Genomic DNA, 21,205 nt, shown 5'->3' with positions numbered 1-21,205 from the left:
GCATACGCCTACGCTGGTAGGTGTACGGCATACGCCTATCGAGGAGGCCCCAGTGCGGCTCGACACCGGCTCCACCGTCCCACCCCGAACCCTCACCGCCGTCCGCGATGGCGCGCCCGTCGCCCTCCCTGACTCCGAACGGCTGGTCCACCTGCAGTTCCGCCGGTTCGCCGGCTGCCCCGTCTGCCACCTGCACCTGCGCTCGGTCGTGCGACGGCACGCCGAGATCGAGGCCGTCGGCGTCCGGGAGGTCGTGGTGTTCCACTCGGGCGCCGACGAACTGCGCGAGCACGCCGCCGACCTGCCCTTCGCGGTCGTCGCCGACCCCGACAAGCGGCTGTACGCGGAGTTCGGAGTCGAGTCGTCCCCCCGCTCCCTGCTGGACCCGCGGGCCTGGTGGCCCGTACTGCGCGCGGTGGCCCTCGGCACGGTCGAGATGCTGCGCGGGCGGCAGAAGGCGCCCGCGCGCAACCAGCACAACGGGCGCCTCGGGCTCCCCGCCGACTTCCTCATCGCTCCCGATGGGACGGTCCTCGCCCGCTCCTACGGGGAGCACGTCGACGACCAGTGGCCGGTGGAGAAGCTGCTGACCCTCGCGGAGGAGGCCCGCCGGGTCCGGGCGTGACCGGTGACCACCGCCGGGGCGGCACGCGCCAGGCCGGGGCGCGGCGGGTAGGTCGGGTACGGGTCGGGTACGGGTCGGGTACGGGTCGGGGCCGAACGGGTCGAGGTCGGGAGGCGGCGACGTTGCGGCCGGATGATCGCCGAGGGGCGTCATAGGGTGGCCGTCGCTTCCAGGCGACGTAGGACCGGACGCTCCTGACGAACGGGAACCTCATGACGCAAGCACGCTACGAACGCTCGCTCCTCTCCGACTCCCCCGCCCCCGCCTACCCGGCCGTCCACGACATCGGACTGCTCGTCCTGCGGCTGGTCGTCGGCCTGTCCATGGCCGGCCACGGCACGATGAAGCTCTTCGGCTGGTTCGGCGGCCCGGGCCTCACCGCGACCGGCAAGGGCTTCACCATGGCCGGCTACCCCGCCGGGGACGCCATGGCCGTCATCGCGGGCCTCTCCGAAACCCTCGGCGGCCTCGGACTCGCCCTCGGCCTGCTCACCCCGCTCGCCGGCGCCGCCCTGACGGGCGTCTTCGTCAACATCCTCGCCGTCCGGGGCTTCGACGCCTACTTCCCGCCCAAGGGCATCGAACTCGAAGTCGTGCTGTTCGCCGCGATCATCGCCCTCACGCTCACCGGGCCCGGCCGCTACGCCGTCGACCACCACCTGCCGGTGCTGCGCGCATCAAGGCCCCGCTACGCCGTGCTCGCACTGCTGGCGGGCGCGATCGTCGGCTTCCTCGTCCTGCTCCTGAAGGACTGACGGCCCGCGCCTGGCCGCCCGCCACGGGCGGCGGTCACGCCCCCAGGTGGGCCAGCGGGCCCGACGGGTAGGGCGCCTCCACCGGCAGCAGGGCGCGCGCCGCGTCCTCCTCGCCCGCCCGGACCAGGCCGTGGACCTCCCGGACCAGCGGGGTCACATCGCGGATGGAGAGCGTCCACTCGTCGGCGTACGCCCGTGAGGCCGGACCCGACAGGCCCACCTGGAGCGAGCGGTGCGGCAGCGGGTTCAGGTGCAGGTCGCGTTCGGGGTCCCACTGCACCCGGGTGGGCGCCCCGCGCAGGGCTTCCTTCCAGGCCGCCCGGTCCGCGTGCACGCCCGGCTTGTAGTGCGACAGGCAGGCCTCGCGCAGCGCCCGGTCGAAGCCGTCGCGGGTGATCTCGACCGCCAGCACCGTCTCCTGGCCGTCCTTGGTGCCCCAGCCGCAGCGGTACATCATCCACAGGAACGACGGCTTGATCCATGTCATCCGCTCCCGCTTCCAGGCGGGCGGGAAGCGGTTGTCGCGGGCCGCGGGGAGGCCGAGGTGGGGGCCGTAGGCCTGGTAGACGGTGATCGTGGTGTCGGTGTGGGCGGCGCGGATCTGGCGGTGCGGAACGTCTTGCATGGGCTCAGGGTGTCCGGCGGCGGGGGCGCGCCGCCAGCCGTTTTCCCTGCGGGTGCCGCGCCGCTGCGGGGGCTCCGCCCCCGGCCCCCGCGCCTCAAACGCCGGCGGGGCTGGAGGGGGCGGCGGGGCTGGAAGGGGTCAGAGGTGGTCGTCCGCCAGTTCCGCTACTCCTGTGACGCGGTGCAGGGCGTACGTGCGGACCTCGTCCGCCGTGTGGTCGTAGCCCGTGACGAAGCCGCCCTCGACCCGTACCGGGGCGATGACCCGCTGGCTCGCCGCGCCGTCCGCGTTCACGTAGCCGATCCACACCGCCGATCCGGTCAGGGCCGCCGCCTGCACCGTCGCCAGGGTCTCCGCCGCGCTCGTGCGCGGCAGTTCGCCCGGCACGCCCGCCGACGGCCCAGCCCCGGGCTCCTTGCGGACCGCCGTCGCCGCCAGGTCGCCCGCGCGGATCGCCCGTACGGCCGCCCCCAGCAGCGTCGCGTCCGGCACCGGCGGGCCGTCCGGCACCGGAACGGGCGCCGAGCGGGCCGGCGTGCGGTGGGCGTCGGCCCGCGTCACCAGCACGTCGCCGGTACCCGACTCCGCGGCCGGCGCGTATCCCATCGCCCGCAACCCCTCCAGCAGCGCGGTCGGTTCGGCCCGCGCGGCCAGCACCGTCGGCGCCAGCCGGCGCAGGCCCAGCCCCGCCGACCGCTTGTCCGCCAGGATCTCGCCCAGCATCGCGTCGTCGTCGCAGCGCACGTACGCGGACGCCGCGCCGACCCGCAGGTGCCCGTGCCGCCGCGCCACGTCGTCGATCAGGTACGCCAGCGGCTGCGGAACCGGCGTACGGCTGTGCTCCTTGAGGAAGGCGTGCAGATCGGCGGCGGCGTGGCCGGCGTCCAGCGCCCGCCGCACCGAGCCCGGCGTGAACCGGTACACCGTCGCCCCGCCCTTGGACTCCACGTCCGCGAGCACCGCCAGGGTGTCCGCCAGCGGGCGGCGCAGCGGTCCCGGCGCCACCGCCGTCAGGTCGGCCTGCAGCAGCACGTGGTCCACCGGCTCCGGCAGCAGCGGCGCCAGCAGCGGCGCCGGGTCCCGGCCCTCCAGCAGGGCCCGGCCCGGACCGGACAGCGCGCCCCGGCCGGTCACACCGAGGACCTCCGCCTCGGTCAGCGCCCAGCCCGCGAGCCGCGCCCGCAGGTCGCTCGCCGTGCGTACGGGCCGCTCCCACGCGAGCCGTGCCAGCACCGCCTCCGTGTCGGGCGAGCCGCCCTCCGGCAGGTCCGCCAGGAGTTCCAGGACGCGCCGGCGCACCTCGGGCGCCGCGGAACGGTCCAGTTCGGGGCCGAGCGCCGACAGCGTGCGCCCCTTCGCGTCCTGCTCACCGACCAGCCCGGCCGTACGGGTCGCCGGCAGCCAGGCGGCCGCCAGCGCCGACCACCGCTCGGCGGGCGGCAGTTCGCGCCAGTCGTCGAAGGCGGGCGTGGGCGCGTACCGCTCGTCCGCCTCCCCGTCGCCGGCCAGCAGCCCGGCCGCGTAGGCGAGTTCGACCCAGAACGCCGCCGACGCCTCCGAGGTGTCCAGGGCGGCCGCCGTCCGCTTGAGGTCCCGTACGGACAGCCCGCCCGCCCGCAGCACCGGCGGGCCGGTGTGCTCCCAGGACTTCACCAGCTCCTCGACGGTCGCCAGCGCGGCCAGCGCCTGTCCGGCGGCGTTCGCGTCCACAAGCTGTGGACGGTGCTCGCGGTGCGCCGGCACCGGCGGAGCCACCGGCGAGGTGTCCCGGTGTGCGAGCCCTCCGCGCAGGTGCAGCGCCACCTCCCTCGGCAGGACCACGGTCCGGGCCGTCGCCGGCAGCAGCAGCCCCCGGTCGCGCAGCCAGCGCACCGGCGGCGCCGGATTCGGCGTCACCTCCCCGTACGGCGGGCCCCACACCAGCCGCCCCAGCACCTGGTGCGCCTCGGCCGGGGCCTCGTCCAGGAGCGCCGACATCCGCTCCGGGTCGGTGAACAGCGCCGTCAGCGCCGTGACCGCGGACACCGGATCGTGTGTGGCGGGCAGCCCCGCCGCCGCCACGATCTCCTGCACCCGGGTCGGCGACATCCCTGCCGTGGCCTCGGCGACGGTCGGCCCCAGCCCCGTCGGCGAAGGCCGCTGCGCGGACGGGGCCAGCAACTCGCGGGCGGTGCGCACCAGCCGCAGCCGGTCTTCGTCGCCCCACACCAGGGCCTGGTCGCGCAGGGTGGCCAGGGCCCGGGGGAGCGCGGCGCGGGCCCGCTCGTCCTCGCCGCCCGTCAGCAGCCCCTCCAGCACCGGGTACGGGCACGGGTCCGGGGCCACGGCCAGGGCCTCGGCCGTCTGCAGCGTGAAGCGGTCCAGGTGCTCCAGCGCCCGCACCACCGAGGCGCGGGTCCCGGCGCGCGTCGCGAGCTGCGTGATGTCACCGGGCACCGGGTTCAGCAGGTCCGGGCGGGAGTGCAGGAGGGCGGACAGCGCGGCGTCGTCGCGGGCGCGCAGCGCCTCGGCGAGGGAACGCGGGGAGGCGGCCCCGGTGCCGCTCTCCGGAGCTCCCGCAGCAGTGCTTGGCTCGGGCACAGTCGCCTCCCGGTCGCGTCGGCCGGTCGTGTCGGCCGGTCCCCATCCGGCCAACGGTATCCGCTGCGCCCGGGGCGGCTCCACGGGTGCACGCGCTACCTTCGGGAGAGGCGGTACGGGAGGAGCCTGGGCGTGGGGATCGAAAGCGACCACCTGGTCTACGAATATCTGAGCGCCGTCGGGGACTTGGCGCAGCGCCGGCACCTCTCCTCCGGTGACCGGATGCGCCTGGTGGCGGGCCTGAGGGACGAGATCGACCGTCGGCGCGCCAAGTACGACCCGGACACCCCGGCGGCCGTACGCCGCATCCTGGAGCGCATCGGCACGCCGGAGGAGGTCCTGGACACCCTCGGCAGCCGGCAGGGCGCGGCCGCCGCCGCCCCCGCCGACCCGGTCCCGCCGGTGCCCGCCCAGCGGGCTCCGGGCCGCCTGCGCCTGCCGGGGGTGCCCACGCCGCGGCCGGCGCCCGAGCGGAAGCCGGAGCCGGAGCCGGAGAACGTGCCGCCGCACCTGGCCGGGCTGGACGAGCTCGGCCCGTCCGGCGGTGCCGAGCCCGACTGGTGGCGGACGACGCCCGGCGCGTACGGGGACGGCCCGCAGGTCGACGGCTTCGCGGGCGGCATCGAGATCCCGGACCTGTTCAAGGAGCGGCCGCAGGACGACGGTGAGGAGGAGGCCGAGGCCCCGCCCGGGCCGCCGGATCCGCGCGCGCCGACCCTCGTGGGCTTCCTGCGCGAGCGGCGGCGCGCGAAGGTGAAGGCCGCCGAGACGGCCGGGGCGCAGCCGGAGGCGGCGGCCGCCGCGCCGGTCCGCCCGCGACCGAACGCCTTCCTGCTGCTGGCCGCCGCGGTCCTCCTCGTCGGCGTCGTCAGCGGGCACTGGCTGCTCCTGGTCATCGGCTGGCTCCTGCCGTACGCCTCGCGGGTGCTGCGGCCCGCCGAACGCAAGTGGGCCGTTTTCGGCCCGCCGGGCGTGGTCCTCGCCGGAGCCGCGGTGTGGCTGTGGGGCCGCGCCAACGGCAAGTGGGGCGAGGCCCTGGCCGACGACCAGGTCGGCGGCGCGGTCCAGGGCATGTGGCCGTGGCTGCTGCGGGGCGCCGCGCTGGCGTCCGTGCTGTACCTGGTGTGGCGGGCGCGCCGCCGCTGAGGGCGCCCGCCGCGGCCGTGGCTGCCTCCGCCGTGGCTTCAGCCGCCGGGGATGCTCCGCTGCTCCTGCTCCATCGGCTGCGCCTCCGCGGCCTTGACCAGGTCCAGGAAGGCGGGTGCCTTGACCACGTCCAGCAGTTGGGCGGGGGTGACGGGAGCGGACGCGTTCGCCGCCTCGTCGGGGAAGACCGACAGCCTGACGTTGCACGTCCCGTAGCGGAAGGAGACCTCCGTCTCGGTGACCGTGCCGGTCGGGATCGTCGAGGCGTGGGCTTCGATGCCGCCGGGCAGCGTGGCCTTCGCGCAGACGCGTCCGCGGATCTCCTGGCAGGGTTGCGGCTTCTCGCCCGACGGCCGCACGGAGAAGATCAGCGGGAACGCCGTGCCGTCCTTGGTGGCCCGGTAGAAGTTCACCCTCAGGTCGGTGCGCTGCACGGTGCCGACGGCCGGCGGCAGCAGGCTCTGGAGCACGCCGACGGCCTGGTCCTGGAAGTTCTCCTGCCGGGCCCGCTCGGCGGCCGGCAGGTCGGCCATCGACGATTCGCCCGGTGTCGGTTCGATGTGCAGCGGCTGCGGCGGAGCCGACGACGACGGCGGCGCGGCCACGACGACCTCCACCGGCGCCTGGCGGCCGCTGCCCGGCAGCATCGACGCGGTGACGGCGCCGAGCGTCGCGACGGCCAGCACCCCGGCGCCGACCGCGACCCGGACGCGCGCCTTGCGGCGGCGGCCCTGGGCGCGGGCCGGACCCGCCAGGTCCATCAGCGCGGGCAGTTCCGCGGTCGCCCGGTCCATCGCGTCCCGGACCAGCAGAGCGGTACGGGCGTCGGCAGTGTCCTCGTTGGTACCCATGACGTCTCCTCAGCTCTCGGTGGCGTAGACGTGGGCGTCGCCCAGCCGGACGCGCAGCTTCGCCAGCGCGCGCGAGCACTGGCTCTTGACCGTTCCCTCGCTGCAGCGCAGCAGTTCCGCGACCGTCTCGACGCTCAGGTCCTCCCAGTAACGCAGGACGACCATGGCGCGGGCCCGCGGCGGCAGCTCGGCCAGCGCGGCGAGCAGGGTGACCCGCAGGTCGGCGTGGTGCGGGGCCGCCGGCGGATCGATCCGCCGGTGGGCGAGCAGGTCGCGCAGGCGCCGGCGCCTTTCGGCGAGGAAGGTGCGGGTCAGCACGGTGCGGGCGTACGCCTGCGGGTTGTCGGCGGCGGCCACGCGCCGCCAGTGCTGGAACAGCTTGGCGAGCGTCGTCTGGGTCAGGTCGCGCGCGCCGTCGGCGTTCCCGCACAGCAGGTACGCCGTCCGGTACAGGCTCCGCTGGGAGGCCCGGGCGAAGGTCTCGAAGTCGAGGCCGCCGGTCGCCGCGTCCCGCTCGACAGCCGCCGTCGCCGGCACCGCTGTCACCGCCGCCGCGGTCACCGCCGTCGGCCCGGGGCCGTGTCCCTGCCCGTACTCGGGCCCGTACGCATGCCCGTACTCGGGCCCGAAGTCCCGCGCTGCGTGGTGTCCGGCGCCTGGTGGCATCCGCCCTCCCTCTCACATCGTGTCCGTCACCCCTGTCCTGAGCGCCCCCGCCGCGAAAAGGTTGAACACGAGTTTCGGGGAGGCCCGCCACACCGCCCGCGGAGGTCCGCAGGCCGCTCGGCACAATGGGCCCCATGAACCTCACCGTCGGCTTCGACCTCGACATGACCCTGATCGACTCCCGCCCGGGCATCCGGGCCGTCTACCGGGCGCTGTCCGCCGAGACGGGGACGTACATCGACGCCGACGCCGCGGTCACGCGCCTGGGGCCCCCGTTGGAGGAGGAGATCGGCCGCTGGTTCCCGGAGGCCGACATCCCGGCGATGACGGACCGCTACCGGGAGATCTACCCCGACCACGCCATCGAGCCGACGTCCGCGCTGCCCGGCGCCCGCGAGGCCGTGGCGGCCGTCCAGGCGCTGGGCGGCCGCGCGATCGTCGTCACCGCCAAGCACGAGCCCAACGCCCGCCTGCACCTGGCACACCTCGGCATAGAACCGGACGCGGTCATCGGATGGCTGTGGGCGGAGGCCAAGGCGGGCGCGCTGCGCGAGCACGGCGCGCAGGTGTACGTCGGCGACCACATCGGCGACGTACGCGGCGCCCGCACCGCCGGCGCGCTGTCCGTGGCCGTGCCGACCGGCCCCTGCGCCGAGCCGGAACTGCGCGCCGCGGGCGCGGACGTGGTGCTGCCCGACCTCACCGCGCTGCCCGAATGGCTCGCACGGTACGTCGCCGCACAGCCCGTCTGAGCCGAGACGGCTGTCCGGAACCCCGGCTCAGGCCTGCGAGGCCCGCGCCGCCTTGCGCTGCGCCGCCGCCGAGCGCAGCACGCCCGCGGCGGAGATCGCGAAGCCGACGCCCATCAGCATGCACACGGCCCACGCGTACGGCGGGAACGGGTCGATGTCGAGGAACAGCGGCGCCATCGTGGCGAGGGTGGCCACGGCCCCGGCGATGAACACGATGCCGCCGGCCCTGACCAGTCCGTCGCCGGGCCGCGCTTCGTCCGAATGAGGAGTAACAGTCACCTCACCAGGGTAGTTCCCTGGCCGAAGCAGCCGACCGCGAAGGACCGGGGAACGTCTTGTCACCCGGCCCCCGACCATTAGCCTTGAGGTGGCGGGTCACACATGGCCCGCTGCGCTGTTGTCCGGAGCCGTTCGCGGCCCTTCGGACCCCCGACGAGCACAAGGACAGAGGACGGACGTGCCTACCGGCAAGGTCAAGTGGTTCAACAGTGAGAAGGGCTTCGGCTTTCTCTCCCGCGACGACGGCGGAGACGTCTTCGTCCACTCGTCGGTGCTCCCTGCCGGGGTCGACGCCCTCAAGCCCGGTCAGCGAGTCGAGTTCGGCGTCGTCGCCGGGCAGCGCGGTGACCAGGCACTTTCGGTGACCGTCCTGGATCCGGCGCCGTCCGTCGCGGCCGCCCAGCGCCGCAAGCCCGACGAGCTCGCCTCGATCGTGCAGGACCTCACCACCCTGCTGGAGAACATCACCCCGATGCTTGAGCGCGGCCGCTACCCCGACAAGGTGCACGGCACGAAGATCGCCGGCCTGCTGCGCGCGGTGGCCGACCAGCTCGACGTCTGACCCGCCTACGCACCCCCGCGCCCCGTCCCTCGTACGAGAGGCGGGGCGCGGTCGTGTGCGGCGCGCGGACCCCCACGGGTACTACGGGAAGGTGAGCGCGCCCGGCGCGATGGCCGGTACCAGCCCCTCGGCCGCCGCCCGCGTCAGCAGCCCGCGCACCGCCGCGTAACCGGACTCGCCCAGGTCCGCCGTGAACTCGTTGACGTACAGGCCGATGTGCTGGTCGGCGACGGCCGGGTCCAGCTCCTGCGCGTGCGCGCGGACGTACGGGCGGGAGGCCTGCGGGTCGTCCCAGGCCATCCGGACCGAGGTGCGCGCCGACTCGGCCAGCTCACGCAGCCGCTCCGCGCCCAGCGACCGTTTGGCGACGATCGCGCCGAGCGGGATCGGCAGACCGGTCGTGGACTCCCAGTGCTCGCCCATGTCGGCGAGGCAGTGCAGGCCGTAGTCCTGGTAGGTGAACCGGGCCTCGTGGATGACCAGCCCGGCGTCCACCCGGCCGTCCCGGACCGCCGGCATGATCTCGTGGAACGGCAGGACGACCACCTTGCCGACGCCCTCCGGCAGCACGTCGGCCGCCCACAGCCGGAACAGCAGGTAGGCGGTGGAGCGTTCGCTCGGCACGGCGACCGTCTTCCCCGCCAGGTCCAGGTCCGGCTCCGCCGTCAGCACCAGCGGTCCGCAGCCACGCCCGAGGGCCCCGCCGCACGGCAGCAGCGCGTAGTCCTCCAGCACCCACGGCAGCACCGCGTAGGACACCTTCAGCACGTCCAGCTCGCCGCGCTCGGCCATGCCGTTGGTGACGTCGATGTCGGCGAAGGTGACGTCCAGGGCCGGCGCGCCGGGCACCCGTCCGTGCGCCCACGCGTCGAACACGAACGTGTCGTTCGGGCACGGCGAATAGGCGATCTTCAGCGGTTCACCGTCGACCACGGTGTTGCTCATGGCGTTCTCCCCAGTTCGCGAGTACGGGCCCCAGCACGCGGAAGCCCTCGGCGAGCGCCGCCAGCGCGTCCCCGATCCGCCAGGCGGCGCGGTCGCGCGGCCCCACGGCGTTGGACACGGCGCGGATCTCCAGTACGGGCAGCCCGTGCGCGGCGGCGGCCTCCGCGACCCCGAAGCCCTCCATGGCCTCGGCCCCGGCCATCGGATGCCGGGCCGCCAGAGCGGCCGCCCCGTCGGCGGTCCCGGTCACGGTGGAGACGGTCAGTACGGGCGCGAGCAGCGCCCCGGTCGCCTCGGCGGCCCGGGCCGCCAGCTCGGCGGGCGGCAGGTGCACGCTGTGCCCGAAGCCCAGCGCCGACACGTCGACGAACCCGTCGGGGGTCTGCGCCCCCAGGTCGGCGGCGACGATCGCGTCCGCGACCACGAGGGAGCCGACCGGGGCGGCGGGCGCGAACCCGCCGCCGATGCCGGCGCTGACGACCAGCCCGTACTCGGCCCCGCCGAGGGCCAGGGCCAGGGCCGTGGCGGTGCCGGCGGCTGCCGCCGCCGGACCGACACCGCCGACGAGGACGTCGAAGGCGATGCCCGGAAGGTCCCGGCGGGTCATGAGGTACCCGCCGGGGAGCGTGCGCGGCTCAGGCCCGGGACTGTCCGGATGAGGGGTCAGACCGGCGAGGACGGAGTCCGACTCCGCCCCCACCGCCGTCACGACGAGCGCGCGCACCGCGGTGGTCCCGGTTACTTGAGCTTGAGGTTGAAGGACCAGACGGCGAGCGGCTTGCCGTCCTCGCCGATCTGCAGGAAGGCCAGCTTCTTCGAGGTCGGCGCCTCGCCCTGGCCGCCCGTCGCGAAGACGTCGGCGTTCGGGAAGCTGCGGTACGTGCTCGACGAGGGCTCGGTGATCGGCTGGCCGTCGAGAACCGCCGACCAGCGCTTGCCGTCCTCGACGACCTCCGGCTCGACGCCGAGGCGCAGCGTTTCACCCCGGCCGTACTCGATGGTCTTGGGGTTCTTGAGGTTGGTGAGGCACTCCTGGACCTCGTCCATGGAGAGCTCCTTGCCGTCGTTGTGGCAAGAGGCCTCGGCGGACACCGACGAGCTGCCGACCGTCACGGTCGCGAGCGGGGTCGGCTTGTCGCAGGCGGAGAGGAGGAGGAGGCCGGCGGACACGGCTCCGAGGGCCGCGACGCTGCGGCGGGCCCTACCCGAGAAAAGCGGTGCGGTCATGAGCCGAAGGCTATCGGGCCCCTGGGCCGCGCCGCTGCATGGGGTACCGGCGACCTGCGGCGTGGCTTGCGGCGGGCACCGTTTGGCTCCCGCCGGGGGTGGCCGTTCATGGCGTGGCGTGGCTTGCCCCGGGGGGCGGGGGTGACCGTTCGCGGGCGGGCGCGGCGCCGTTGCGGGGGCGCTGCCCCCGGGCCCCCGCGCCTCAAACGCCGGCGGGGCTGGATGAGCGGGGCTCCGCCCCGGGCCCCCGCGCCTCAAACGCCGGCGGGGCTGGACAGGGCGGCGGGGCTGAAAGAGCGGGGCTGGACAGGGCGGCGGGAGTGGGGGTGGTCAGGCAACCCTGGGGCGGGACGGGTGCTGGTGGGGGTGGTGGCGCGGGGCCGACAGGGCGCCGCGGACGGCCATCGTCGCGCCCAGCGCGACGATCACCGCCGCCACCGACATGCCCAGTACGCCGTTCAGCGGCAGCACGATGCCGATCGCCCCGCCCAGTACCCACGCCACCTGCAGCAGCGTCTCCGAACGGGCGAACGCGGACGTCCGTACCGCCTCCGGCACGTCCCGCTGGATCATCGCGTCCAGCGACAGCTTCGCCAGCGCCTGGCAGAAGCCCGCCGTAGCCGCCAGCACGGCCATGAACACCCCGCTGTAGAAGACGGCCGCCAGCACCGCCATGCCCAACGTCACGCACAGCACCGACGCGACGATCACCTCCGGCGCGCGCGCCCGCAGCCACGCGCCCACCGCCGTACCGCAGGCGTTGCCCACGCCCGCCGACACGCCCACGATCCCCAGCGACACCGCCGCGCTCTGCCCCGCCAGGGGATGCTCCCGCAGCAGGAACGCCAGGAAGAAGATCAGGAACCCGGACAGCCCGCGCATCGCCGCGTTCGCCAGCAGCCCGCACAGCACGCTGCGGGTCACCGTCCGCAGCCCCGGCCGCTTCGAGTGCGCCTCGTGCGTCGACAGCCGGGCCCGGCGCTCACCCCTGGCCTCGTCCACCTTGTGCGGCAGCGTGAACGCCGCGAAGGCGCCGCCCATGAAGATGACGCACGCCCCGTACAGCGGCCACTGCGGCCCGATCGAGTTCAGCCCGGCGGCCACCGGCGCCGCCGCGCCCGTGGCCAGCAGACCGGCCAGCGTCACCCGCGAGTTCGCCTTGACGAGTGAGAACGTCGGCGGAAGCAGCCGCGGCACCACCGCGCTGCGCACCACCCCGTACGACTTGGACGCCACCAGCACACCCAGCGCCTCCGGATACAGCTGAAGACCCCCCGTGGCCACCACGGCCGACATCAGCAGCGCGAGGACCGCCCTCGCCAGCATCGCCGCCGCCATCGACGCCCGCCGCCCGTGCGGCAGCCGGTCCAGCAGCGGACCGATCACCGGGGCCAGCACCGTGAACGGCGCCATCGTGATCGCCAGGTACAGGGCCACCCGGCCCCGCGCCTCGTCCGTGGGCACCGAGAAGAACACCGTCGACGCCAGCGCCACCGTGATCATCATGTCGCCGGCGCCGTTGATCGCGTGCAGCTCGATCAGCCTGCCCAGACCTGATTCGCCGGCCCCGTGGGCATGTGTGGCCCGCCGGATCCCCTTGGCCGGACCGGTGATCGGAAGGTGCAGGGCACGCCCGACAGCCCGGCCGGCCCGCCTGGCCGGTCCCGAGCCGTCGTCGGACGACCGTACGGGTGCCACACTCGACATAGTGCCCCACCCGGCCCCCGCGGGGCGCCCCCCGGCGCGTCGCGGAACCGGCGGCTTGTCCGCGAATCGGACCTTGCATGTGTGCCCAGGGCTTGAGAGGAGGTAGCGTGCGTAGCGCGCCACCGGCGGTTGCTCCTGGCCGCGCGCCTCTTCGTGATCCCGCAGAATGGATCGCAGCGAGGTGCGCCCGGAGTCCGATCGGGTGCGGACGTCGACGCGGCCCTCTGGTCCGCTCCGCCCGCGCCTCGTACGGACAGCACCGCCGGGTCGTTGTGGACGACAGTACGGACGGCGCACACGTGAGACGGCGTAGGAGAGAACGAGACCAGTGAGTGCTGCGACGACGCGAAGCCGTACCCCGCGTACCCCCGACCGCCTGTGTGTCGAGGCGGTGGAACTCGCCCGCGCGGCCGCCGAGGAGGCAGCCTTCCCCGGCGTGGTGGGCGCACACGTCTCCGCCGTGGCGGAGGGCGACCGCGTCGTCACCCACTTCTTCGAGTCCAAGGAACCGGGATACCGCGGCTGGCGCTGGGCCGTCACCGTCGCCCGCGCCTCCCGCGCCAAGAACGTCACCCTCGACGAAACGGTGCTGCTCCCCGGCGACGACGCCCTGCTGGCCCCCGAGTGGGTGCCCTGGAGCGAGCGGCTGCGCCCCGGCGACATGGGACCGGGCGACCTGCTGCCCACCGAGGCCGACGACCTGCGGCTGGAGCCGGGCTGGTCGGGCGAGGACGCCCCGCCGCCGAACTCCGTCGTCTCCACCGAGATGGCCGAACTGGTCGAGGCCGAGGACGCCGACGTCACCGACCGTCTGACGGTCCCCGCCCGCGGCTCCATCACGGCCGTCGCCGAGGAACTGGGCATGCGCCGGGCGCGCGTGCTCTCCCGGTACGGGCTGCACAGCGCAGCCGACCGCTGGGACGAGTCCTTCGGCGCGAAGACCCCGATGGCGCAGGCCGCCCCCGCGTCCTGCGTCTCCTGCGGCTTCCTCGTCGCCATCGGCGGCTCGCTGGGGCAGGCCTTCGGTGTCTGCGCGAACGAGTTCAGCCCGGCCGACGGCCGCCTGGTGTCGCTGTCCTACGGCTGCGGCGGCCACTCCGAGGCCGCGGTCATGCCGGCGCCGCTGCGGCCGGCGCCGCCGGTCCTCGACTCGATGGCCTCGGACGAGTTCGTCCTGCGGCCGACGGCCGCGGACACCGCCCCCGCACCGGCCCCCGACGCCCAGGCCGCGGACCTGGACCTCGGCCACTCGTAACCCGTACGGCCCCGGCCGCGCCCGCCGGTCCGGGCCGTCAGTCCCGCGCGCGGCGGCGGAAGAGCCGCTTCGCACCGAAGACGATGACCAGGCCCGCCGCCAGGACCAGCGCGCCCTTGCCGAAGCTGCCCGTCGGCTCCGGCGAGCTCACCGCGTCCGACGGCGACCCCGGCTGCGGCGAGGCCGAACCGCCGGACGAGGGGGCCGCCGCCGCCGGGACCGCCACCACCCGGCTGCTCGCACCCTCCGAGCCGAACATCAGCGCGGAGCCGTCCGCGGTGTACGTCACCGACTCCGCCTGCCCCTGCCACGGCGCGTCCACCCGCTCGCCCTCGCCCACCGGCCGACCGTCCTTCCACGGGTACGTCCGGGCGGTGAAGTAGCCGCGCAGGGTCAGCCGGTTCCCGTCCGGGGAGAACGCCCCGTCCGTCACCCACGGCACGTCCGCGACCCGCCGGAAGACGTTGTCGGCGCCCGCCGACAGCTGCGCGGGGCCCTCGTACAGGCCGCCCCTGCTCTCGTCCTTGCTCCCGATGTAGACCCGGCCCGTCACCGGATGCACCATCAGGGACTCGGCGTTGCGCGGCCCGTCCTCGTACCGCACCGTGAACTGAGCCGCCTTGACGGTGACATCACCCAGCTGCCGCGGCTCCGGGAAGCGGTAGACCCACACGTGGTCCCAGGTGCCGCCCCGGTTGTCGCCGATGTCGCCGACGTAGAGCTGTCCGTCCGGGCCAAGCGAGATCGCCTCGACGTCCCGCGGCTTGCCGATGCCCGTCAGCGTCACCCGGGCGACGGTGCTGCCGGTGGCCGAGTCCACCGCGTAGACGTACGGGCCGTCGTCGCTGTCGTTGTGCGTCCAGTAGACGCCCGGATGGACCCGGCTGGCCGCCAGCCCGCTCGACTCCTTGATCCGCGGATCGGAGATGGTGAACGAGGACGTCTCGGGGGACTGTGACGCGTACGCCGTGCCGGGCAGCACGGCGAGGGCGGTGGCGGCGGCGAGGGCGGTCGCGGCGGCGGACGCGCGGGCGGTGGCGGACGGCAGGGACGGAGGCATCCTCCCAGCCTGCCAGTACGTGCCGCGTGTCCGGCGTCACAGATGCTTCTGTCGCGTGATCCGCGATGATGACCGGATGCGTTTCATGTTCGTCGGCGACTCCATGACCATCGGACGCGCCGGCGACTACACCTGGCGCTACCGGATGTGGCAGCACCTCGACTCGACCTTCGCCGGCCCCTACCGGATCGTCGGCCCGCGCTGCGAGGTCTACGACACCACCGCCGACGCTCCCGTCAGCCACGCGTACGCCGACCCGGGCTTCCCCGAGCACGCCCGCCGCCACCTGGCCGGCTGGGGCGAGGGCTGGCAGCACATGGCCCCCGTCATGGGCGAGACCGTGGCCGCGCACCGCCCGGACGTACTCCTGGTCTCCCTCGGCCTGATCGACCTCGGCTTCTACACCGACGCCGAGCAGACCGCCGCCAACGTCCGCCGCTTCACAGCGGGCGCCCGCGCGGCCCACCCCGGCATCCGCATGGTCCTGCTGCCCGTCATCCCCAACAGCCGCGCCGAGGAGGACGCCCCCTTCGCCGCCGAGGTGGACCGCTTCAACGACCTCCTCGCGAAGGCGGTGGCCGACCTCACCACGGACGCCTCGCCGATCCTGCTGGCCGCGCGCCCGGCCTCGTACGACATCCACCGGGACACCTACGACGGCACCCACCCGAACGCCTCCGGCGAGCACCGCCTGGCAGGCGAGTTCGCCGCGGTCCTCCACCAGGCCTGGGGCCTCGGCGGCCCCTACCGCGTGCCCCGGCTCCCGTAACACGCCCTTCACCCAGGGGTCTTGCTTCGAGTGCGCTCGAAGCAGTTGGCTGGTGCCCATGAAGTACACACAGCTCGGACGCACCGGCCTCAAGGTCAGCCGACTCGTACTCGGCACCATGAACTTCGGACCCCAGACCACGGAGCCCGAAAGCCACTCGATCATGGACTCCGCCCTCGACGCGGGGATCAATTTCGTCGACACCGCCAATGTGTACGGGTGGGGCGCGAACAAGGGCCGCACCGAGGAGATCATCGGGACCTGGTTCGCCCAGGGCGGCGGGCGCCGCGAGAAGACCGTCCTCGCCACCAAGGTCTACGGCTCGATGTCCCGCGAGGGCGAACCCTGGCCCAACGAGGACCGGCTGTCGGCGCTCAACATCCGCCGGGCCGTCGACGCCAGCCTCAAGCGGCTCCAGACCGACCACATCGACCTCTACCAGTTCCACCACGTGGACCGCCGGACCCCCTTCGAGGAGATCTGGCAGGCCGTCGAGGTCCTGATCCAGCAGGGCAAGATCCTCTACGCCGGCTCCTCGAACTTCCCCGGCTACAAGATCGCCCAGGCCAACGAGGTCGCGACACGCACCGGACGGCTCGGGCTGGTCAGCGAGCAGTGCCTCTACAACCTCGCGGAGCGGCGCGCCGAGATGGAGGTCATCCCGGCGGCCGAGGAGTACGGGCTCGGCGTCATCCCGTGGTCCCCGCTGCACGGCGGGCTGCTGGGCGGGGTGATCCGGAAGGAGGCCGAGGGCGGCCGACGGGCCTCCGGACGGTCCGCGGAGGCACTGGCCAACAGCGCCGTACGGGCGCAGGTGCAGGCGTACGAGGACCTGCTCGACAAGCACGGCCTGGAGCCGGGCGAGGTCGGACTGGCCTGGCTGCTGACACGTCCCGGGGTGACCGGGCCGATCGTGGGGCCGCGTACGCAGGAGCAGCTCGCCTCGGCGCTGCGCGCCGTGGAGCTGGAGCTGAGCGAGGAGGTGCTGGCCGGACTGGAGGAGATCTTCCCCGGTCCGGGGCCCTCGCCGGAGGCCTTCGCCTGGTAGGCGCCGTCCGGCGGCCGCCGCGGGCGGGGCCTACTGGCCGACGGCGGCCGCCACGGCGACGACGAGGAACATCAGCACGAGCACACCGGCCATCACACGGTTTCTGGTCTTGGGATCCACCCGTCGAGCGTAACGCGGCAGCCCCCGCGTCATGGACGCAGGGGCTGTGCCGTGCTGGGTGCGCTGCGGGCCGTGGCCGGTCGGTCACTGCCAGCTCATGTCGCCGTTCTGCGCGGCGACCGGGGGCTTGGCGGCGGTGAGCGGGGCGGCGGAGGCGACGGCCGGCGTACCGAGGACGAGGGCGAGGGCGACGACCGCGGCGGCCTTGGCGATGGTGGTGGTGTTCATGGTGTCCGGTGTCCCTTCGGGGTGCCGTGAGGCGTGGCGACGATGGCTTCCCGGTCGGTCCCGCACCCCGCGGTGGCGCTGTCCCTCTCCGGTGAGACATAGCTAAGCCGCAGCTCAGCAGCGGGAGAAGGGGTAGCGGCTGGCCCAAACCGTCCGTGGACGGATGAGGACAGGAGCCGGGCCGAAGGCCCCTTCCGGCCGTACGCGGGGAGCCGCTGCACGGCGGTCAGCCGCTCCGGAGCTCCCGCACCGCCATCGGCATCAGCGGGACGCCGACGTCCAGCAGGCGCGCGGGGGGCAGCGCCCGCGCGCCGAGCAGGCGGCGGCAGACCGACTCGGCTTGCCGCTCCGCCTCCTCCAGGGAGTCGGAGAGGAGGAAGAAGCCGAGCGTGAAGTGCTCCGCGGACTGCGGGTGCACGGCCAGGTGCTCCACCCGGTCCCGTGGGCGCAGCCCGGCCCGGGCCGTCTCACGCAGGTCGTCGGGCACGTGCGCCGGAGGGATCGTCCGAAGACGGGCATGGACGAGGTACATGTCTCCACCGTCGCCCGGGGGGACCCGTGCCGGACACCCCTTCCGGGTGGCCGGTTGTGGCCGTGGACACATCTGGCCCGGCGGCACTTCTTTGAGATGATCATCTCGATCGAAGTACCAACGGGGTGGGGGGATACACGTGTTGACCGAACTGGGCCTCGACGCGAGAGCCGAGGCCGTCTACCGGGCCATGCTGATGGAACCGGGATCGGGCGTGACCGCGCTCGCCGACGCCGTGGGGATCGGCGAAGGCGACGTACGGGATGCGCTGGACCTGCTGAGCGAGCTGGCCCTGGTCCAGCCGTCGGCCGACGACAGCGGACGGCTGCGCGCCGTCTCACCGGACATCGGGATGGAGATCCTGATGGCCCGGGGGCAGGCGGAACTGGCCGCGCAGCAGCAGCGGCTGGAGGCGTCCCGGGCCGCCGCGGCCAGGCTGATCTCGGAGTACTCGCAGCTGCGGCCGGCCGCCAGGCATCCGGGGGTGGAGCAGCTCATCGGCCTCGACGCGGTCCGCGACCGGCTGGTCGCGCTGACCCGGGAGACCAGGGAGGAGTTGCTGGCCTTCTCGCCGGACGCGACGCTGAGCGAGTCGGCGCTCGCCGCATCCCGCCCGCTGAACAGGGCGCTGCTCGAACGCGGTGTCCGTATGCGGACGCTCTACCTGGACAGCGTGCGCAACAGCCGGCCTTCCGTGGAGCACGCCAACTGGCTGGCGGAACTGGGCGGCCAGGTCCGCACGGTGGCGTCGCTGCCGACGCGGATGCTCATCGTGGACCGCAGGACGGCGCTGATCCCGGTGAGTGACGACTCGGCGGCCGGCGCGGTCGTGCTGACCGGTCACGGCATGCTGGTCGCCCTGTGCGCGCTCTTCGAGTCGACGTGGGCGGCGGCGCAGCCGCTGGCGGAGGTGGCGGTCCTCGGACCGGACGGTCTGACCGTGCAACAGGCAGCCGCGGTAAGACTGTTGGCGGAGGGGCATACGGACGACGCGATAGCCAAGCGGCTGGGGGTCTCCTCGCGCACGGCGCGGCGCATCGCCAACGAGCTGATGGAACGCCTCGGGGCGCGCAGCCGCTTCGAGGCCGGCGTCCGCGCCGTCCAGGAGGGCTGGCTGCCCGCGCGCGCCTAGGGTCTGTACCGAGTTTCCCCGTGGAGCAAGGAGCGGTGTTCTGCGCCGAGGGTGCGTGCCGGGCGTCGCGACGCCGCGGGGCAACTCGATACAGGTCCTAGGGGGGTGCAACGCCTCAAGGGGTTACCGAAGCCGCCCGGTGGGAGCACGAGAGTGTTCCCGCCGGGCGGCTTTCGTGTGTGCGGGGCCAGAGCGGGAGGGCGGACTGAGGGGTCGGATCAGGCCACCGTGGACAGGTCCGGCCATGGCCCGTTCGGGCCAGTGGATCTCTCTTCCGTCCGGCCCGGGCAGCGGCGAATCTATTGCCTGTCACCGGGGGCAGCCCCCCGGGGACGAGCACCGAAGGCCCTGAAAGCCCAGCAACGGACGCCACCGCGGGACGTCCTGGGGCGATGGGTTCAAGCCACCAGATCATGTCGTTTCGGAAGGACGAACCACCCCCATGCGTACCGGAATCGTCAGGGCCACCGCGGTCGTCGCCCTCACCCTCGGCATCACCTCCGTCGCACCGATGGCCTCCGCCCACGCCCCGGCCCATCCGGTCCCGGCCAACGGAACGGCCGGCCCGGCGGGCACCCCGCTCGCCCCGATCAGCGCGGTGACCGGCTCCCGCTAGGGGCGCCGCGCCGAGCCCGCACTCCCCGTACGACCGCACCATCCGCACCATCCGCACCATCCGCACGATCCCCAGGACCGCTGTACCTGCAGGACAGCTGTCCGCCCGCCACACCGCGCACGTCGCCCCTCGCGTCACCGCCGGTCGAGCCCTCGCTCCCGGCCCTCCAGACCTCCTGACCCGCCAGAACCGGAGCACAGCCATGTCCCGACACCTGCCCAGAACCCGCCATGCGGCCGTCGCCGCCCTGATCGCCGGCGCCGTCGCCGCCGGCACCGTGGTCGCCGTCGACTCCGCGGCGGTCGCCGCCCCGGCGGCCGTCACCGCCGAACTTCCCGCGAACCCCGACTTCGGCAGCCCCGGCCAGGGCGAGGAGGAAACGGCCGACGGGGAGTTCCGGGCGTCGACCTTCGCCGCGACCGCCGCCGCACCGCGGATCACCCGCAGCTCGGTCATCGCCCGGGCCAAGAGCTGGGTCGGCATCGGCCTGAAGTACGCCGGGGGCGGCCGCCACGGCGGATACCGCACGGACTGCTCGGGCTATGTCTCGATGGCCTGGGACCTGGACTTCCAGCCGGTCACCAACACCTTCGCCGCCCGCGGGGTGACCGAGCCGATCACCAAGTCCGAACTCAGGGCGGGCGACGCCCTCCTGGACGACGACCCGGGCTCCTCCGGCCACATCGTCCTCTTCGAGAAGTGGGCCAACTCCGAGCGTACGAAGTACTGGGGCTTCGACTTCACGCCCAGCGGGGTCCACCACCGCGTCTACGACTACCCGTACTACCCGGGCTACGGCCCCTATGCGCCCGTCCGCTACAAGAACGTCGCCGACGACGTGACCGCCCCGCCGGCGCCCAAGCCCGGCATGACCGACCTCGTCGCGGCCAACGTCAACGGCGACGCCGTGGACGACGTGGTCGGCGTCGAGGCCTCGACCGGCAAGCTGTGGCTCTACAAGGGCGCCTCCAACGGCACCATCGCCTCCGGCGGCAACCGCGTGGAGATAGGCAGCGGCGGCTGGAACGGCATGGCCAACCTGGCCTCCGGCGACTTCGACGGCGACCGCAAGGACGACATCGTCGCGGTCGAGGAGGCCAGCGGAAAGCTGTACCTCTACCCGGGCACCGGCAGCGGCCTCTCCTCCCGCAAGGAGATCGGCTCCGGCGGCTGGAACGGCATGTCCGAGCTGATGGGCGGCGACTTCAACGGCGACGGCAAGGCCGACGTCGCCGCCGTCGAGGAGTCGACGGGCAAGCTGTGGCTCTACAAGGGCAACGGCACCGGATCGATCGGCGGTGGCAGCAGCCGCGTCATGATCGGTTCCGGCGGCTGGAACAGCCTGCACGACCTGGTCGGCATGGACGTCGACAACGACGGCAGAACCGACGTCGTCGGGGCCGAGAGGTCCACCGGCAAGCTCTTCCTCTACAAGAGCAACGGCACCGGCCTGAACGCCCGTACGGAGATCGGCTCCGGCGGCTGGAACAGCATGAGCGACCTCATCGGCGGCGACTTCACCTCGAACGCGAACGACGACCTCGTCGGCGTCGAGACGGCCACCGGAAAGCTCTACCTCTACCCGGGCACCGGCACGGGTCTGGGGGCGCGCAAGGAGATCGGCTCCGGCGGCTGGTAGCCGGCCCGACGCCCGACGCATCTCCCCGCTCTCCTTCGCAACTCCCCTCCCTGACACCCTCTTTGGCACCTCTGTGCCGGTTTGGA

23 protein-coding genes are annotated in these 21,205 nt (G+C 74.0%); 11 read left to right on the top strand and 12 right to left on the bottom strand.

The genetic code is table 11. The features are described from left to right. Nucleotides 1-52 precede the first annotated feature (52 nt). A complete protein-coding gene (locus BSL84_RS14870; RefSeq protein WP_045323453.1) occupies nt 53-625 on the top strand; it encodes a peroxiredoxin-like family protein in 573 nt (190 codons plus the stop codon). A gap of 212 nt (nt 626-837) precedes the next feature. Continuing rightward, nucleotides 838-1,380 (top strand): DoxX family protein, encoded by a 543-nt coding sequence (locus BSL84_RS14865; protein ID WP_075970519.1) that lies wholly within the window; start codon nt 838-840, stop codon nt 1,378-1,380. Between the two features lie 34 nt (nt 1,381-1,414). Here the strand turns inward: BSL84_RS14865 and BSL84_RS14860 are convergent, their stop codons facing one another. Beyond that, a complete protein-coding gene (locus tag BSL84_RS14860) occupies nt 1,415-2,005 on the bottom strand; it encodes a DUF4291 domain-containing protein (protein ID WP_075970518.1) in 591 nt (196 codons plus the stop codon). A gap of 138 nt (nt 2,006-2,143) precedes the next feature. After that, nucleotides 2,144-4,585, bottom strand: a complete 2,442-nt coding sequence (locus BSL84_RS14855) for a helicase C-terminal domain-containing protein (protein WP_075970517.1) — start codon at nt 4,583-4,585, stop codon at nt 2,144-2,146. 132 nt (nt 4,586-4,717) lie between these two features. On the opposite strand from BSL84_RS14855, the gene BSL84_RS14850 reads away from it, so the two are divergent. Further along, nucleotides 4,718-5,731 (top strand): hypothetical protein, encoded by a 1,014-nt coding sequence (locus tag BSL84_RS14850; RefSeq protein WP_075970516.1) that lies wholly within the window; start codon nt 4,718-4,720, stop codon nt 5,729-5,731. A gap of 38 nt (nt 5,732-5,769) precedes the next feature. Here the strand turns inward: BSL84_RS14850 and BSL84_RS14845 are convergent, their stop codons facing one another. Beyond that, nucleotides 5,770-6,582 (bottom strand): hypothetical protein, encoded by an 813-nt coding sequence (locus BSL84_RS14845; RefSeq protein ID WP_045323448.1) that lies wholly within the window; start codon nt 6,580-6,582, stop codon nt 5,770-5,772. A gap of 9 nt (nt 6,583-6,591) precedes the next feature. Further along, complete coding sequence (locus BSL84_RS14840; protein WP_030030510.1) at nt 6,592-7,119, bottom strand: SigE family RNA polymerase sigma factor; 528 nt, start codon at nt 7,117-7,119, stop codon at nt 6,592-6,594. 263 nt (nt 7,120-7,382) lie between these two features. Between BSL84_RS14840 and BSL84_RS14835 the strand changes: the two genes are divergently transcribed. Further along, nucleotides 7,383-8,000 carry an HAD family hydrolase gene (locus BSL84_RS14835; RefSeq protein WP_234308533.1) on the top strand — a complete coding sequence of 206 codons (618 nt, stop codon included), beginning with the start codon at nt 7,383-7,385 and terminating at the stop codon, nt 7,998-8,000. 27 nt (nt 8,001-8,027) lie between these two features. On the opposite strand, the gene BSL84_RS14830 is transcribed toward BSL84_RS14835, so the two are convergent. Then, the gene (locus BSL84_RS14830; protein WP_030030512.1) at nt 8,028-8,279 is read right to left on the bottom strand and encodes a hypothetical protein; all 252 of its coding nucleotides are present in this window, start codon (nt 8,277-8,279) and stop codon (nt 8,028-8,030) included. A gap of 178 nt (nt 8,280-8,457) precedes the next feature. Here BSL84_RS14830 and BSL84_RS37645 point away from each other — a divergent pair, with 178 nt between their 5' ends. Continuing rightward, the gene (locus BSL84_RS37645) at nt 8,458-8,841 is read left to right on the top strand and encodes a cold-shock protein (RefSeq protein WP_030012939.1); all 384 of its coding nucleotides are present in this window, start codon (nt 8,458-8,460) and stop codon (nt 8,839-8,841) included. Between the two features lie 81 nt (nt 8,842-8,922). Here BSL84_RS37645 and BSL84_RS14820 read toward each other — a convergent pair whose 3' ends face one another. From BSL84_RS14820 to BSL84_RS14805, 4 genes are all read right to left on the bottom strand, one after another. Next, nucleotides 8,923-9,786, bottom strand: a complete 864-nt coding sequence (locus BSL84_RS14820) for a 1,4-dihydroxy-6-naphthoate synthase (RefSeq protein WP_075970515.1) — start codon at nt 9,784-9,786, stop codon at nt 8,923-8,925. Then, nucleotides 9,761-10,510, bottom strand: a complete 750-nt coding sequence (locus BSL84_RS14815; RefSeq protein ID WP_045323447.1) for a futalosine hydrolase — start codon at nt 10,508-10,510, stop codon at nt 9,761-9,763. Before BSL84_RS14815 ends, BSL84_RS14820 begins: the two co-directional genes overlap by 26 nt. Nucleotides 10,511-10,524: 14 nt before the next feature. Then, nucleotides 10,525-11,013, bottom strand: a complete 489-nt coding sequence (locus BSL84_RS14810; protein WP_030030515.1) for a hypothetical protein — start codon at nt 11,011-11,013, stop codon at nt 10,525-10,527. Between the two features lie 330 nt (nt 11,014-11,343). Further along, nucleotides 11,344-12,720 (bottom strand): MFS transporter, encoded by a 1,377-nt coding sequence (locus BSL84_RS14805; RefSeq protein ID WP_030031847.1) that lies wholly within the window; start codon nt 12,718-12,720, stop codon nt 11,344-11,346. A 328-nt stretch (nt 12,721-13,048) separates the two neighbouring features. On the opposite strand from BSL84_RS14805, the gene BSL84_RS14800 reads away from it, so the two are divergent. Beyond that, nucleotides 13,049-13,975, top strand: coding sequence for a DUF3027 domain-containing protein (locus tag BSL84_RS14800; RefSeq protein WP_075970514.1), 927 nt, complete (start codon nt 13,049-13,051; stop codon nt 13,973-13,975). 37 nt (nt 13,976-14,012) lie between these two features. On the opposite strand, the gene BSL84_RS14795 is transcribed toward BSL84_RS14800, so the two are convergent. Continuing rightward, entirely contained in the window at nt 14,013-15,035 is a 1,023-nt protein-coding gene (locus tag BSL84_RS14795; RefSeq protein WP_075970513.1) for a hypothetical protein, read from the bottom strand. 76 nt (nt 15,036-15,111) lie between these two features. Between BSL84_RS14795 and BSL84_RS14790 the strand changes: the two genes are divergently transcribed. Together BSL84_RS14790 and BSL84_RS14785 are read left to right on the top strand one after the other, a co-directional pair. After that, nucleotides 15,112-15,804 carry a GDSL-type esterase/lipase family protein gene (locus BSL84_RS14790; RefSeq protein WP_030030527.1) on the top strand — a complete coding sequence of 231 codons (693 nt, stop codon included), beginning with the start codon at nt 15,112-15,114 and terminating at the stop codon, nt 15,802-15,804. Between the two features lie 58 nt (nt 15,805-15,862). Continuing rightward, nucleotides 15,863-16,852 carry an aldo/keto reductase gene (locus BSL84_RS14785; RefSeq protein ID WP_075970512.1) on the top strand — a complete coding sequence of 330 codons (990 nt, stop codon included), beginning with the start codon at nt 15,863-15,865 and terminating at the stop codon, nt 16,850-16,852. A gap of 204 nt (nt 16,853-17,056) precedes the next feature. Here the strand turns inward: BSL84_RS14785 and BSL84_RS36085 are convergent, their stop codons facing one another. Next, nucleotides 17,057-17,200 (bottom strand): hypothetical protein, encoded by a 144-nt coding sequence (locus BSL84_RS36085; RefSeq protein WP_158880253.1) that lies wholly within the window; start codon nt 17,198-17,200, stop codon nt 17,057-17,059. A gap of 226 nt (nt 17,201-17,426) precedes the next feature. Next, a complete protein-coding gene (locus BSL84_RS14780) occupies nt 17,427-17,732 on the bottom strand; it encodes a hypothetical protein (RefSeq protein ID WP_030030529.1) in 306 nt (101 codons plus the stop codon). A 139-nt stretch (nt 17,733-17,871) separates the two neighbouring features. On the opposite strand from BSL84_RS14780, the gene BSL84_RS14775 reads away from it, so the two are divergent. The 3 genes from BSL84_RS14775 (at nt 17,872) to BSL84_RS14770 (ending at nt 21,119) form a co-directional block, all read left to right on the top strand. Continuing rightward, nucleotides 17,872-18,864: a helix-turn-helix transcriptional regulator gene (locus BSL84_RS14775; protein ID WP_045324354.1), complete on the top strand. Its 993-nt coding sequence runs from the start codon at nt 17,872-17,874 to the stop codon at nt 18,862-18,864. A gap of 442 nt (nt 18,865-19,306) precedes the next feature. Further along, nucleotides 19,307-19,480: a hypothetical protein gene (locus tag BSL84_RS36080; RefSeq protein ID WP_158880250.1), complete on the top strand. Its 174-nt coding sequence runs from the start codon at nt 19,307-19,309 to the stop codon at nt 19,478-19,480. 202 nt (nt 19,481-19,682) lie between these two features. Continuing rightward, on the top strand, nt 19,683-21,119 hold the full coding sequence (locus BSL84_RS14770; RefSeq protein ID WP_075970511.1) for an FG-GAP repeat domain-containing protein: 1,437 nt from the start codon (nt 19,683-19,685) through the stop codon (nt 21,117-21,119). Nucleotides 21,120-21,205 lie beyond the last annotated feature (86 nt).

The sequence above is a fragment of the Streptomyces sp. TN58 genome (genome assembly GCF_001941845.1).
Taxonomy (GTDB): Bacteria; Actinomycetota; Actinomycetes; order Streptomycetales; family Streptomycetaceae; genus Streptomyces.
The sequence above is the reverse complement of the archived record's forward strand: the minus strand, read 5'-3'. Positions and strand labels throughout refer to the sequence as shown.